This window comes from Candidatus Cloacimonadota bacterium, assembly GCA_021734245.1.
Lineage (GTDB): Bacteria > Cloacimonadota > Cloacimonadia > Cloacimonadales > TCS61 > B137-G9.
This window is the reverse complement of record JAIPJH010000082.1, coordinates 1-14,852: the sequence shown is the minus strand read 5'-3', so window position 1 is coordinate 14,852 and position 14,852 is coordinate 1. Positions and strand designations below refer to the sequence as shown.

General features: G+C 35.2%; 9 protein-coding genes and 1 other RNA gene. 7 read left to right on the top strand and 3 right to left on the bottom strand.

Translation table 11 applies throughout. The annotated features are described in order from the left end of the window. Window positions 1-108 precede the first annotated feature (108 nt). The 3 genes from K9N40_10940 to ssrA form a co-directional block, all read right to left on the bottom strand. Complete coding sequence (locus K9N40_10940; GenBank protein MCF7814982.1) at window positions 109-888, bottom strand: hypothetical protein; 780 nt, start codon at window positions 886-888, stop codon at window positions 109-111. A gap of 308 nt (window positions 889-1,196) precedes the next feature. Continuing rightward, a complete protein-coding gene (locus K9N40_10935) occupies window positions 1,197-1,445 on the bottom strand; it encodes a GIY-YIG nuclease family protein (protein MCF7814981.1) in 249 nt (82 codons plus the stop codon). A 120-nt stretch (window positions 1,446-1,565) separates the two neighbouring features. Continuing rightward, window positions 1,566-1,915, bottom strand: a transfer-messenger RNA (tmRNA) gene (gene ssrA / locus K9N40_10930). A gap of 183 nt (window positions 1,916-2,098) precedes the next feature. On the opposite strand from ssrA, the gene murJ reads away from it, so the two are divergent. From murJ to htpG, 7 genes are all read left to right on the top strand, one after another. Then, window positions 2,099-3,664, top strand: coding sequence for a murein biosynthesis integral membrane protein MurJ (gene murJ, locus K9N40_10925; protein ID MCF7814980.1), 1,566 nt, complete (start codon window positions 2,099-2,101; stop codon window positions 3,662-3,664). A gap of 1 nt (window position 3,665) precedes the next feature. After that, window positions 3,666-5,468 carry an excinuclease ABC subunit UvrC gene (uvrC, locus tag K9N40_10920; GenBank protein MCF7814979.1) on the top strand — a complete coding sequence of 601 codons (1,803 nt, stop codon included), beginning with the start codon at window positions 3,666-3,668 and terminating at the stop codon, window positions 5,466-5,468. A gap of 67 nt (window positions 5,469-5,535) precedes the next feature. Beyond that, on the top strand, window positions 5,536-8,556 hold the full coding sequence (locus tag K9N40_10915; GenBank protein MCF7814978.1) for a PAS domain S-box protein: 3,021 nt from the start codon (window positions 5,536-5,538) through the stop codon (window positions 8,554-8,556). A 35-nt stretch (window positions 8,557-8,591) separates the two neighbouring features. Then, window positions 8,592-10,754: a tetratricopeptide repeat protein gene (locus K9N40_10910; protein MCF7814977.1), complete on the top strand. Its 2,163-nt coding sequence runs from the start codon at window positions 8,592-8,594 to the stop codon at window positions 10,752-10,754. Beyond that, window positions 10,754-11,293 carry a bifunctional pyr operon transcriptional regulator/uracil phosphoribosyltransferase PyrR gene (gene pyrR, locus K9N40_10905; GenBank protein ID MCF7814976.1) on the top strand — a complete coding sequence of 180 codons (540 nt, stop codon included), beginning with the start codon at window positions 10,754-10,756 and terminating at the stop codon, window positions 11,291-11,293. The genes K9N40_10910 and pyrR overlap by 1 nt, the downstream gene beginning before the upstream one ends. A 24-nt stretch (window positions 11,294-11,317) precedes the next feature. After that, window positions 11,318-12,022, top strand: coding sequence for an SIMPL domain-containing protein (locus tag K9N40_10900; protein ID MCF7814975.1), 705 nt, complete (start codon window positions 11,318-11,320; stop codon window positions 12,020-12,022). A 568-nt stretch (window positions 12,023-12,590) separates the two neighbouring features. Then, entirely contained in the window at window positions 12,591-14,600 is a 2,010-nt protein-coding gene (gene htpG / locus K9N40_10895) for a molecular chaperone HtpG (GenBank protein MCF7814974.1), read from the top strand. The last annotated feature ends 252 nt before the right edge of the window (window positions 14,601-14,852 follow it).

Genomic DNA, 14,852 nt, shown 5'->3' with positions numbered 1-14,852 from the left:
ATTCATTTTCCACCTCCATGGAGCAAGGTGAAAAATGAATTTACGATTTCAAATCGAAAAATATTTTTTATGCCATTTTACCCACTTATAATCTGCGTCTTCACGATTTCATACTGTCTTTAACTGGACAGCAGTGATATCATCTCTAAATTTATCAACATCTGTAGGACTTAGAGTTAAAACTCCCACAACTTTTGAAAGATATGAAATACCCTCTCCTTCTTCTTGTAGAGCTTTTCGTGTAAAATACGGAGCAAAATATAACGGTGTTCCATATGTAACATCTCTTCTATAAACATGGTATTCTTTGAACCTTTTTATTTCTGACTCTTTTGAAAGATCTTGAACTAAGATTTCTTTTTGTTCATTGAGTTTATATTTTTTCATAGCATACCTCATAAAATCCATTAATAACTTATTATCCTGAAAATCTTTGCAATCTAAAATATTAATAATGTCTATCCAACTTAAATTTATAATTCTCACATTTTCATTTAGCTCAATATTTGAATCTCTATAATGAGATAGAATACAGAATACATTCTGTTTACATTTATCATCAAAAGCTGTCAGATACTGAGATTGTTGTTTTGTTACTTTATTTTTTCTTACTTTTGCTTCGATAATAAGGTGAAATATATTGGCATTACTTATTTCAAGATCTGTACGACCTTCATCCCTTTTATTTTCAATTTGAATCAGTGTGTTCTTGAAGTTATTCTCTGTATTAGAAATGCGGATTCCGATAGCTCTTAAAAATTTGAATAAAACATTGCGATCCTTACTGAATATAAAAGCAAGGGCTTTTGTAAGTGCAGTTTCATCATCACCTACTAAATCAAATATAGTTAAAACGCTACTATTGAAATTTAAATGTTTAACAATCATAAATCAAACCACCCTAAACAATAAAGCCATCTCACCGAGTATCCTGAATGTCTCAAGCTCGTATTCTTCTAAAACAATAACATCATATTCCTGATTAAGCGGTCTCAGAAGAATTCTCTTTTTCTCTTCATCAAGCTGTAACTTCTTGTGTGTGATACCATCTGGTGTCTGGCAGGCACATATTTTCTTTTTTTAAATTTTAATAAAAATACAATTACGAAATTTGCAAGGAAGAAATAAAAAGCAAGAAATTTATAATTTGTGTCGGTCTGGGCGTAGAGTATGAAGCGTGAAGTTTTCCGCTCCGCTCAGAAATGTCTTCTGGCAAATTCTCTGCCGGAACCTGATTTCAAATATTTCTCAAAAGAAATGGCTTTCTGTTTGGAATCGAAAGCAAAGAAATTCTTGATACGCCATGGTCGCAATTTTGCAGTATGAGGACAACCGCCTTCATTATGTTTGGCTAATCTTGATGTTAGGTTACTGGTTTGTCCGGTATAATAATTTCCAGGTTGAAGAACTGATTCTAAAATGTAGACATAATACCATTCCTGCATATTTGGCCTGCCGAGTCGTAGTCTTGGAGCGGGTTCATCATTATTCTATGGATTTTCAGATCGCCTTCATTCCATTACGGCGCGTCAGTCTTCTCTTTCCGCTCCGCTTCATGCGAAGACTGGTGGAGGTGGCGGGAATCGAACCCGCGTCCAAAGATAAGTCAAAAGCCGAACCTACATGCTTAGTTGTTTTTGATCTCGTCGAAAAGCAGGAAAACAATCAAACCCATCTTTTCAACCAGCCTGTTTGTTTTCGAACGACATTACAGACATCTGCCATTTATAGCCGTTATTTATGGCGGTCTTCTGAAAGCCTGACGGCAAAACTTTTCAGGACCGTAGCAGAACTAAGCTGCTAGTGCAAAGTTATCGTTTGCGTTTAAGTTTGATATCACCTTTTTAGCGAGTAGGTAATCTCCTCGGCATGCATCAGCAATCCCCTTTATCCCTGTCGAAACCAGGACACCCCCATCTATGAAGCTTTTATGATCTGCGAAAGACAAACTAATTGGAAAGGTTTCGATGTCAAATGAAACTACGCGAAAAAAAAAGAAAACATAGAGGTAGGTAAATCACAAAAAAATAAATTTCTAACAATTCTGTTTACAATCGTACAGTATAATTCAAATTTAGTTCAAAAGATGTGAGGAGAGATGAGTAATAGGAAATTAGCAAAAAATGCAGGTTCGATGTCATTGGCTGTTTTTATCAGTCGTATTTTGGGATTGATCCGCGACATCATGATGACAGGATTTTTCGGAACTTCTGCAGTTGCAGATGCTTTCCGAGTTGCTTTTCAAATTCCCAATTTTCTACGCAGGCTTTTTGGAGAAGGAGCCCTTTCTGCTGCTTTTGTACCGATTTATACAGAAATGGGAGTGAATAAAAGCCGAGAATTTCAGATTAAATTTGCTTTAAATGTGTTATCACTTCTTACAGCTTTCCTGGTTATTTTGTGCATTATGGGAATTCTACTGGCTCCGATCCTGGTAAAGGTCATCGCGCCTGGGTTGGATGCTGAAACTCAACAACTAACCGTAAAATTAACTCGAATTCTATTTCCGTATCTTTTTCTGATCGGGCTTTCATCCACTCTTATTTCTATCTTAAACTCGCATGATATTTTCTTTATTCCGGGTCTTTCCTCCGCCTTTTTAAATCTCGGAATGATCGGTTGTTTAGGTTTTTTTGTTCTCATTAATGATACTTCAACAATGCAGGAAAAAGTTTTTGTCTGGTCATTTGGAGTGCTGATTGGTGGAATATTGCAGACGATCATCAATTTTCCACTTCTAAAAAAATTAGGATATTCCTTAAAACTAAATTTGAGAAGACAAAATGAAGCATTGAAAGATGTCTGGCAAAGATTGATTCCTGGAGCCATTGGAATTGCTGTTCGCCAGATCAATCTTATCGCTGATATGATCTTAGCATCACTTCTGGTAACTGGAAGTATAGCAGCTCTTGGTTATGGAAATCGGCTGATGCAGCTTCCTATGGGAATTTTTGGAATAGCAGCTGGTGTGGCGGTTCTACCTCTTTTTTCTCGTTATGTGGCTAAACAAGATTGGCAGGGATTGTATGATAGTCTCAAGTTTTCTGTAGTTTCTTTAAGTTTTATCATGTTGCCAGTTACGGCAATAATTGCTGGATTGGGGAAGGATCTCATCAGATTGTTGTTTATGCGTGGTCAATTCAATCTGCATTCCCTGGAAATGACTTACAGTGCACTTCTTTTTTATTCTCTGGGAATTTTCTTTTACAGCATGAATCGTCTGATAATCCCAGTTTTTTATGCGAATAAAGATACCAAAACACCTGTTAAAGTTTCTGCTGTTATTGTTTTGATTAACATAATTCTTAATATAATTTTTATGCAATTTCTGGAACATGCCGGTTTGGCTTTGGCAACATCGGTATCGGCTGCTGTTCAATTTATAATGCTTAAAGATCTGATGCGAAAAAAGATTGGTTTAATTCATTTTCCCAAAGTGGGAAAAGAGATATGGAAATTGTTTTTTATATCATTAATCATTTACGCAGTTCTATTTGTGGCAAATTATTTTCTTATTGCTTCAAACGTGCTGGAATTGATAGTTAAGCTCATCCTACTTTCTATTATTAGTTTAGTAATCATGTTAGTTGGCAGCGATCTTCTGAACGTGCGTTACAGTAAGCAGATAAAAGCTCGAATTAAAAGAAAGCTGCTAAAAAAATAACATGCCGCAAGTTTCCGACAAGATAAAACAAAAACTCACTCTTTTACCCGATTCTGCTGGCGTTTACCTGATGAAAAATGCCAAAGAAAAAGTGATCTATGTTGGGAAAGCAAAAGTGCTTAAAAATCGAGTTCGATCATATTTCAGCGGAACTCCAGTCGATGCGAAAACCCAGGAATTGGTTACCAAAATTGTCGATATAGATTACATCCTGACCAAGACCGAAGAACAAGCTCTGGTTTTAGAAGCAAACCTGATAAAAAAATACCGACCCAAATACAATATAAACTTGAAAGATGATAAGCAGTATCCGTTCATCAAAATAACTTCCAAAGAAGATTTTCCGCGTATTTTTGTTACCAGAAATTTAGTAAAAGACGGCTCAAAATATTTTGGACCTTACACCGACTCCCGAGCAATAAGAAAAACGCTGAGATTGATGGAGTGGATATTTCCGCTGCGAACTTGCGGACGCACAATAATGGAAGGCGGAAAGCTGTATAAAAGAGCGTGTGTAAATTTTCAAATGGGAAAATGTCCCGGTCCTTGTGTTGGAAAGATCAGTAAAACTGAATATCAGAAAATCATAAATAATGCGGTTAATTTTTTGAATGGTAGAAATCAAGATGTAATTGATGAGCTGATGAAACAGATGAAAGAATACGGCGAAAAACTGGAATTTGAAAAAGCAGCCCAAACGCGTGATAAAATATCTGATATTCAAAAGGTGAACAGCAGTCGAAATCTGTTTTTTACCGATCAGAAAAATCGTGATGTGATCGGACTTTACAAAGAAGATAAAAAAGCTGCCGTTGCAGTTTTAAAAGTTCTATCTGGTAAATTATTGAATAAAGAAATTTATAATATGGACAACGTGGAAGGCAGGAATATCTCGCAGATATTGAGTGCTTTTCTGCTTCAATATTATGCCGAAAAAATGGATACTCTACCGCATCGAATTCTTGTTCAAACAAAACCGCAGGAATATGAAATACTGAATAAATGGCTGAAAAATAAACTGATAATTCCCCAGAGAGGAGAAAAAAAATCTATCATCATTATTGCTCGTGATAATGCTTTCAACCAGGTGGAAGAACAGAAATTGAAATATCTGCGAAAAAGCAATCGTACGATCTTTCCGATCAAAGAATTGAAAGATAAACTTGGCTTGAAAAAACTTCCTCGTAAAATGATCTGCCTGGATATCTCTACGATACAGGGAACAGATACGGTTTCGTCACTTGTCTTTTTTGAGAATGGCAAACCAAAGAAAAAAAACTACCGTCATTATATTATTAAAACAGTAAAAGGGCAGGATGATTTTGCCAGCCTGGCAGAAACTTTGAAGCGTTATCTGAATAAAATTGAGGAGCAGGAAAAACCTGATCTCATCGTGATTGATGGCGGAAAAGGTCAACTAAGCTCTGCCTACCAGATCTTGCAGGAAAACAATTTGCCGGATATCGAAATGATCTCGCTGGCCAAAAGATTGGAGGAAGTTTTTCTGCCCGGTAGATCGGATTCGGTGATTCTGCCCAGATCTTCTTCCGCATTAAGGGTGTTGGTAAATCTGCGAGATGAAGCACATCGCTTTGCCATCACATTTCATCGCAAAAAAAGGAGCAAACGCACTTTGCAAAGTGAATTGGACAAAATTACTGGAGTGGGAGATAAGACGAAGTTCCTGTTATTAAAAGAGTTCGGATCGGTAGAAAACATTGCCAAAGCCTCTCTTCAGGATTTGATGAATATCAAAGGATTAGGGAAAAAAACCGCTGAAAAAATTTTTGATTCGCTACGTTGAATTATTTAATATTGACAATATGATTAATAAATCATTCTAACATTAAAAAAAAGAAATTAGGATTTTTATGAAAAAAATTTTAATAGCAGTCGGCATTTTATTGGCTGTTTCATTGTTTTGTCAACGCGATACAGCCACAATTGATAGTCTGCAATCTGCACTTTCTGCCAGTTCGAATAAAGATAAATTGAATATTCTGAGTGATTTGATCATGGAATATCTTCACATAGATCCTACAAAAAGCATCGATTATGGATATCAGGCAATCCGGCTCGCAGAAAAACTTGAAAAGAAAAACAGTAAAGCCCGTTTTCTATCTTACATTGGCGTGGCTTACGAATATAAAGGCAATTACACAAAAGCATTGGAAATGTATAATGAGTCACTGGATATTGCTGTCAGCCTTGAAGATAAAGAATTAGAAGCAAGTGCTCTGATCAATATTGCTGTAGTAAATCAGAATATGCGGCATTATGATGAATCTCTGAATAACAATCTGCAGGCTCTGGAATTGTATCGCGAACTGGATTATACACAGGGAATTGCCAGTGTTTTGAATAATATCGGCAATGTTTATCTGTATTTGCAGCAATATGAAAAAGCGTTGAAATATTATCAGGATTCCATAGATCTGAAATTGCAGATGGAAAATCCAAATCACCTGGCATCCACCTATCAGAATATTGCTCTGGTTTATCAAGCCATGCATGATTATGAAAATTCCATAAAATATTATGATCTGTCTCTGGAGATCATGCAGAAGAATAATGACCGCTACGATATGGCTATAACCTACGGAAATTTAGCAAATCTCTACTATTTGATGAATGAATACAATAAAGCTCTCTTCTTCATCAATGAATCGCTGCATCTGCACCAGAATCTACAAAATATTTATGGTGTATGCAGTGCTGAAATACAGATGGCAAAGATCTTGATAAAACAGAAAAAGTTCACTCAGGCAGAAAAGCATCTTCAGGAAAGTCAGAAAACTGCCCTCGAAAATAATCTGAAAGAGTTGCTCTCTGAAAATTATGAAGCTTATTCCCAATATTACCAGAGTTTGGGTAAATATCAAAAATCGCTGGAATATTTCAAAGATTACAAAACTCTTTCAGACTCGCTACAGAATGAACTCAATGCTCAGAAATTGACAGAGCTGAACATCCAATATGAAACAGCCCAAAAAATGAAAGAAATTGAACTTCTGAAACAGGAGGCAGAACACAATAAGCAAACCAGAAATTATCTGATTTATGTTGTTGTATTTGGAGTTTTCGTGGTTGTTTTTCTGCTGAATCTGTATTATGAGAAGATCAAAGATAGCAAATTAAAACAGGAATATCAGGAAAAGCTGCAGCAAAGTGAATTAAAATACCGCTCCTTAACCGAAAATATTAAAGTGGCTGTCTTCACTTACAATACAACTGGCAGATTTACTTATATTAATAAAGCTACAAGCGATACTACCGGATATTCCGAAAAAGAACTGCTGCAAATGAATTTTTACGATCTGGTTCATCCCGCCGATCGAGAGGAAGTTTTCAAAAGGGGATTAGCCAAAATAAAAGGTAAAAAACTAGCAACTGGTTTAGAATTTCGGATCATTACAAAATCCGGCGAAGTAAGATGGACAGAAACTTCCAGCGTCAGGATTACAATCGGTGGTGAATTTCTGGTTTTGGGAACTTCCCTGGATGTTACCGAAAGAAATATTGCTCATCATAAACTGGCAGAATCGGAAGCACAATTGAGAGCTCTATTCGCAGCGATGGATGATGTTATTTTTACCATGGATAGAATTGGAACATACGTTTCTATAGCTCCAACCAATCCGGAACTGATGTATAAACCGGCAAAAGAAGTAGAAGGGAAAAGATTACATGATGTATTCCCAAAAGAACAGGCAGATATTTTCTTAGCGAAAGTAAAAGAATGTTTTGATAAGCAGGAAATGATCTTGTTTGATTATCAATTGCCGATAAAAAATGAGAAATACTGGTTCGACGCAAGATTGTCACCCATCGATGAAACAAAAGTGCTTTTTGTAGGAAGAAATATCACGGAAAAAAAAGAATCTCTGCAAAAACTGGTGGATAGTGAAGAACGTTATCGAAATCTGGTAGAATCGATCGAAGAAGGCATGGCAATTGTCGATAAGGATCACAATTTTATATTTGTAAATAATGCTGCTACCAAGATTTTCGGATATTCCAAAGACGAGTTGGTTGGAATGAATGTAAAAAAAATCCTCACTCCGGAAGCAGAAAAAAAATTAATGGAACAATATAAACAACGGCAAAAAGGCATAAGCACAAAATATGAAAATTGGAATATCCGCAAAGACGGAGAAAAAAGATTGCTGAAAATATCTTCCAGTCCACTTTTTATGGATGATAAATTTAATGGATCTGTATCGATTTTTTCAGATATTACCGAGCTGAGAAAAGCGGAAGAGAAAATAATAGATTCTTTGCGAGAGAAAGAAGTAATGCTGCAGGAAATCTACCATCGCGTTAAAAACAATATGCAGATAATTTCCAGTATGCTAAAACTGCAGTCGAGGCACATCAACAAAGAAAACGCCCTGGAAGTATTTAAAAACAGCCAGAATCGAGTAAAATCCATGTCGTTGGTTCATGAAAAATTATATCGGTCGAGCGATCTTGCCCGTATAAGCGCCAAAGATTATTTCTACAGTTTGTTGAAACAGATATTCATTTCATATCACGAGCATTCTCCCAACATAAAATATTCCATCGATTGTGATGATATTGAACTGAAGATAAGTTCTGCAATTCCCTGCGGCCTGATTGCTAATGAGCTTATCACAAATTCCTTGAAACATGCTTTCGACGAAAATGGCGGAAATATTTTCTTAAAATTCAATAAGATTGACAACATAAAATTTAAACTGGAAATTGGTAACGATGGTAAAGATTTTCCAGCAGATTTCAGCTTGGAAAATGCTGAATCTTTTGGCTTGCAGCTGGTAGATATTCTTCACAAACAACTTCATGCAGAATTTCAGCTGGAAAGAAATGGCGGAGTTAATTTTATATTCATTTTTGAAGAACTGAAGAAATAAGCAGGATTGATTTGAATATGTCATTTGGGGGATCTATGAAGCGATTATTTTGCTTTTTTTTATTAAGTTGTATGGTGTTTCTATTGATTGCTGAAAAACCTGACAGCCTGATATCTGTACTGCAAACCGCTAAAGGTAAAAACAAAGTTGATATCTTGAATAAACTTTCCTATAATTACAGAGCTTCCGATGTAGAAAAGTCGTTGCAACATGCCCAACAGGCACTTGAACTTGGCAAAGAACTAAAATACAATTCCGGAATTGCCAAAAGTTATTACAGAATTGGTTATACCTATTATTTAATACGCGAGATCGATAAAGCATTCGAGAATTTCGAAAAAGCTAAACTCTTCTATGAAATATCCGGTGAGTTAAGGTATCTTGGTCTCAGCTTAGAATTTATGGCAAATTGTAATATAAGAACAGATGATTTTATTTCAGCCAAAGATTATATGGATCAAGCTATCGAAATTTATAAAAAAATAGATGCAAAAAAAGATATTGCAAGAGTTTATTCAAATTCCACAAAAGTACTTACCCGACTTGGCAACCTTGATTTAGCACTCCAAAATTTGTATAATGCTTTAGAAATAAAACAAGAACTTGCCGACATGGAAGATGAAAATGATCAGCTGAATATTGCTAACACCCTTACAAATATAGGAACTACATTATTAAAAACAAAAGATTTTGAAAGAGCACTGGAGTATTTATTCAAAGCAAAAAGCATAAATGATACATACGGTAACGAAGATCAAAATATTTATAGCAGCATAGGAATTGCCTACAACCAGATGCAGCAATACAAAAAGAGTTTGGAATATCATCAGCTAGCTTTGAAGCTAAGTAGGGAAAAGAACGACCTTAACATGATTGCACAGGAACTTAACAATATCGGCTATGTGTATGATCTTCAGAAAGATTGGAATACGTGTCTGCAATATTATATAGAATCTTATCAAATGAAAAAACAGGTAAACGATATATATGGAATCGCCAATTCTGCTAAAAATGTAGGAAGTATTTATTTGGAAATTGGCAATCTTACAAAAGCAAAAGAATACATTGATGAAAGCATGCGGTTAGCCCAAAAAAATAAATTCGTTGAGATCATTCGAGATAATCATTATCTTTATTCCAGATTATATGAGAAACAGAACAAATTTAGCTTAGCTTTGCTGAATGAAAGAAAATATTCATCTTTTCAAGACAGTATATTCACTCAATCGATGCAGGATAAAATAGCAGAATTGGAAACCAAGTACAATCTGCGTGAACAGCAGCGTCAGAATGAATTATTACAACGAGATAATGTGATTTTGATGTTGAGATCTGAAAAAGAAAATCTGGCGAAATTGCGTTCATACCTGATAATTCTGGTTTCATTGCTGATATTGATCTATCTGATCGATCTAATTCTACGAAAACACTACAAAGAGAAGATTTTATCTAAAATTAAAACCGATCTGGAAGCAAAGGTAAGAGAACGTACTCAGGAATTGGAACGGATAAATATTGATCTTCAGCAACAAGTTCAAATACGCGAAAAAGCAGAACAAATGATCAAAGATTCTCTGGCTGAAAAAGTTGTAATGCTGCGCGAGATTCATCACAGAGTAAAAAACAATATGCAGATAATTTCCAGCATTATTAACCTGCAGCTGGAAAAAGATGAAATTAATGCAGAAACCGAGAATTTACTTTCCAATATCCAGAATAGAATTTATTCAATGAGTTTGATTCACGAAAAGCTCTACATGGAATCGAATCTGGCAAATATTGATTTTGAAGATTATACAAAAGGCCTGGTTTCATACCTGTTGTCAAATTATCAGGAAAATTCTTCTTATATAACTCCCAAAATTAATATTAAAGAAATTCAATTGAATGTAACAGCCGGAATTCCCTGTGGTCTATTGATAAATGAAGTGGTTACAAATTCCGTAAAATATGCTTTCGATAAGAATGAACAAGGTGAGATTTTTATTGAAATGAATAAAATGAAAGATGGTTCAATTGAAATGAGAATAGGAAATAACGGAAAGTCTTTTGAATTTGATAAGATAAAAAATGAAAACACAATTGGACTGCGATTGATTGAACTTCTGGCAAAACAACTGGGAAGTAAATTAGAATTTGACAACTCCAATGGAGTAGAATATAAAATAAAAATTAAAAGAAGTAATGGGGAGAGATAATGAAAATTAAAAGTGAAATAATGGACGGAAAAAATATTGAGCATACTTTGCGGCGCATGGCTTTTGAGATATTGGAAAGAAACGAAGGAATGGAAGGTGTTTATCTGGTCGGAATTCGCAGTCGTGGTGTGCCGATGGCAGATCGTTTAGCAAAATATTTAGAAGAGATCGAAGACATCAAAGTAGAAACCGGAATCCTGGATATTTCACTTTATCGGGATGACCTTTCTTTGATCGCAGAAAAACCTGTGGTGAAAGGAACTGAGCTTGATTTTGACGTGGAAAATAAAATTATAGTTTTAATTGATGATGTGCTTTTTACTGGTCGAACTGTTCGTTCAGCAATTGCTGCGGTGTTGGATTATGGTCGACCCAAAAGGATCGAACTGGCAGTTCTTATCGATCGTGGACATCACGAAATGCCGATGAAAGCTGATTATTTAGGGAAATATGTTCCCACTTCCAGCGAAGAAATTATCAAAGTTTCATTTATCGAAACCGATGGAGAAGAAAAAGTAAGGATAATGATAAGAGAATAATTTTAGAACAGGATAGGAGAATATATGAATTTCAAAACAGCTCATATTTTGGCGATAAGTATGATTATTTCAGCAATTATTTTAGGTTCATTTTTTTATGCAGCCAGAATGGAAAAAGAAACTGTTCGAGTTGTAGGTTATGCAACAAATGATTTTGAAGCCGATATCATAAAATGGACTTTTAATATTTCGGTGAACGTTGGTTTAAACGAATTGGAAAACGGATACAATATTATACATGAAAAATTGATAAAATTCGAGAAGATCTGGAAAGAATTACATATAGAAACAAGTGATTTTAATGTAAATCCTGTTACCGTGAATAACCAATTTGGAGAATATGGAAAAATAACAGGTTATAATATTAGTCAAAGGATTTTTCTGATTTCGACTAATCTTGTTGAGATAGAAAAATTAGCTGTCAATCCTGCCAGCTTTGTGGAAAAGGGAATCACTTTTGAGTTTTCCAATATTGAATATTTTTCTTCCAAATTACCGGAAATAAAACAGCAACTTTTAGCCAAGGCTACACAAGATGCACGAAGAAGAGCAGAAGAAATTATCGGTGTAACCAGTAGTAAAATAAAAAAAATGAAATCAGCTCGCGCTGGTGTATTCCAAATCACAGAACCATATTCCACCGATGTTGCCGGTTATGGAATTTATCAGACTTCTACCAGGAATAAAACAATAAAAGTAACAGTAACAGCTGAATTTGTGATCGAATAATATTCAGAATTCATGGACTGGACTTCAGACCTGACTGGAGTTCAGAATATAGAACCGTCATTCTGAAGAATCTTACGAAGGTTAATCTTACGGCTTCGTGTAACTTCGCCGACACAGGTATGAAGAATCTCTTTTCCGCTGATGAACAGGGATTTTCGCGAATGTTTTTTTTGACAGGATCACAGGATTGATTGTAAAAAAAATTCTTTCTCGTTCAAGAGTGAACGAGAAACAAACCTTGCTGAAATCCTCAGGAAGACGAATATAATTCTGTCATTCTAAAGAACCTCACGAAGGTTGATCTTTTGAAGAATCTCAAATGCATTTTCGAGAAGTAAAGCTGAAAGAACATACACGGTTATTTCTGATATGAAAGCTAAAAGAAACCTCAATATGACACTTCTTGCATGTTATTCTTAGAAAGAAGCTCAATTTTATTTCGAGACATTAATCTGCTATAAATAATAAAATTAGCAATCTTTAATTAAGAGTGCTAAAAACCATTTGACAAAATTGCCTTCCAAATTAAATTATCTTCAAAATAAATTCGTAAGAAAGGAGAAAAATTATGGCAGAACAGAAAACCGTAAATAAAGGTAAACTTTCTATCCACACAGAGAATATATTTCCGATCATTAAAAAGTGGTTGTACAGCGAGCACGACATCTTCCTGAGAGAACTTATTTCAAACTCTATTGATGCTTTGAACAAGCGCAAAATGCTGCAGCCTGAATTGGCTGAAAAAGATCTGAAAGTGGAAGTTAAGATCAATAAAAAGAAGAAAACAATTCAGGTTATCGATTATGGAATCGGTATGACAGCTTCTGAAGTAAAAAAATACATCAATCAGATCGCATTTAGCGGAGCAGAAGATTTTGTAGATAAATTCAAAGATAAGCAAAACAGCATCATCGGGCATTTCGGTCTGGGATTTTATTCCAGTTTTATGGTAGCCGATAAAGTTACAATCGATACGCTTTCCTACAAAAAGAATTCCAAACCAGTTTATTGGGAATGCGAAGGCGAAACTGAATATAAGCTTGAAACCGGTAAAAGAAAAGAAGTCGGAACAACAATTACTATCAAGTTGAATAAAGACAACCAGCAATATCTGGAAGAAGCTAAAGTAAAAGAACTCATTGAAAAATACAGCAACTTTATGCCGTATCCAATCAATTTTGATAAAGAAGTTGTAAATCAGAAAGAAGCTCTTTGGCTTCGTAAACCAAAAGACGTTACCGAAGAAGAATACAAAGAATTTTACAAGCAGCTTTTCCACGATTGGGAAGACCCGCTTTTCTGGATTCATCTGAATGTAGATTTTCCATTCAATTTGAAAGGAATTCTATATTTTCCGAAGATTAAAACCCAGCTGGATATGAATCAGGGGAAAGTTAAATTATACTGCAATAATGTATTTGTAGCTGATGATCTGAAAGGCATAATTCCAGAATTCCTGCTGCTTTTAAAAGGTGGCATCGATATTCCTGATATTCCTTTGAATGTTTCTCGTTCGTTTTTGCAGCAAGATCAGCAAGTTAGCAAAATTTCTCAATTCATCATCAAGAAAGTAGCAGATAGTTTGAAAGATATCTTTAAGGAAGACCGCAAAAAATACGAAGGATTCTGGGAAGATATCAATCAATTCATCAAGTATGGAATGCTTACTGATGAGAAATTCAATGAAGCTATGCGAGATTTTGTGATATTCAAAACTACACAGGGTGATTACGTAACAATCCAGGAATATAGAGATAGAAATAAAAGTGAAGATAAACCCCAAAAGATCTTTTATGCAGCCAGCGAAGATACTCAGGTTTCTTACTTGAATATGATGAAAGAACAGGGAATTGAAGTTATTTATTCTTCTTCAGTTCTGGACAATCATCTTTTCCAGAATCTGGAAATGAAGAACAATGAAGTCACGTTTGTGCGCATCGATTCCGAGATCAATGATCTACTGGTTGATAACGATAAAAAAGAAGTTGTAGATGCCCATAACAGAACGATTTCCGATAAAATCTCAGAAATCTTCAATAAACAGTTAAACGACAAGATTGAAGCCAGTTTTCATAAAGATGATTATGCCAAGTTCATCAAGAAATATCCCGAGGCAATTTCGGCGATCAGTCCTTACGTTCGCAATCAGGAAGACTATACTTACATAAAACCATACGACATTCCTGCTGAAGTGCGAACCAAACTTGGCGAAGAAGCTTACAAAGAGATCATGGAAAAAACTTACATGGATATTAAAACCGAAGTTAAATACCTGAAAGCAAAAGAAATTCCTGCCATGATCGTGTTCAATGAATTCATGCGTCGTTTCCAGGAAATGAACTACCTGGAAAACAAAGGAAACAGTGATATGCTGAAAAATCACACTTTAGCTGTGAATCCTGATAATGAAACAATTCAGAAGATCGTTGAATTCTACGATAAAGGCGACATGGAAAAAGTAGAACTGCTGGTAAATTACATTCATGAGTTAGCACTTCTGGAGCAAAAACGATTCAATGGAAAAGAATTGCAATCGTTTATCACCAAAGCAAATAAAGTGCTGGGAATGATAGAATAATTTATTGAATTATTGAAAAAAAATTTAAACCTGCCAGGTTTTAAAAGCCTGGCAGGTTTTTTTTATGCTTCCTGAATAGCCCCGTGATTTATCGCGGGGGCACAAGTTCAAAAAAATAAAAATGGGTATTAGCCCTATTATTGGGTTAAAACCCAAATTTAGCATCATCCTTAATCCACGCCTTAAAAGACGTGGCAATTTATAAGCACGTGACGATTTAGAAGTCCTGGACTGGAGTTCAGAAGAAGACTG

Excerpts from the sequence above, each read along its gene's own strand:
- K9N40_10910 (MCF7814977.1), top strand. The coding sequence starts at position 8,592 with ATGAAGCGATTATTTTGCTTTTTTTTATTAAGTTGTATGGTGTTTCTA.
- K9N40_10935 (MCF7814981.1), bottom strand. The coding sequence starts at position 1,445 with ATGCAGGAATGGTATTATGTCTACATTTTAGAATCAGTTCTTCAACCT.
- K9N40_10940 (MCF7814982.1), bottom strand. The coding sequence starts at position 888 with ATGATTGTTAAACATTTAAATTTCAATAGTAGCGTTTTAACTATATTT.
- K9N40_10900 (MCF7814975.1), top strand. The coding sequence starts at position 11,318 with ATGAATTTCAAAACAGCTCATATTTTGGCGATAAGTATGATTATTTCA.
- pyrR (MCF7814976.1), top strand. The coding sequence starts at position 10,754 with ATGAAAATTAAAAGTGAAATAATGGACGGAAAAAATATTGAGCATACT.
- uvrC (MCF7814979.1), top strand. The coding sequence starts at position 3,666 with ATGCCGCAAGTTTCCGACAAGATAAAACAAAAACTCACTCTTTTACCC.
- K9N40_10915 (MCF7814978.1), top strand. The coding sequence starts at position 5,536 with ATGAAAAAAATTTTAATAGCAGTCGGCATTTTATTGGCTGTTTCATTG.
- htpG (MCF7814974.1), top strand. The coding sequence starts at position 12,591 with ATGGCAGAACAGAAAACCGTAAATAAAGGTAAACTTTCTATCCACACA.
- murJ (MCF7814980.1), top strand. The coding sequence starts at position 2,099 with ATGAGTAATAGGAAATTAGCAAAAAATGCAGGTTCGATGTCATTGGCT.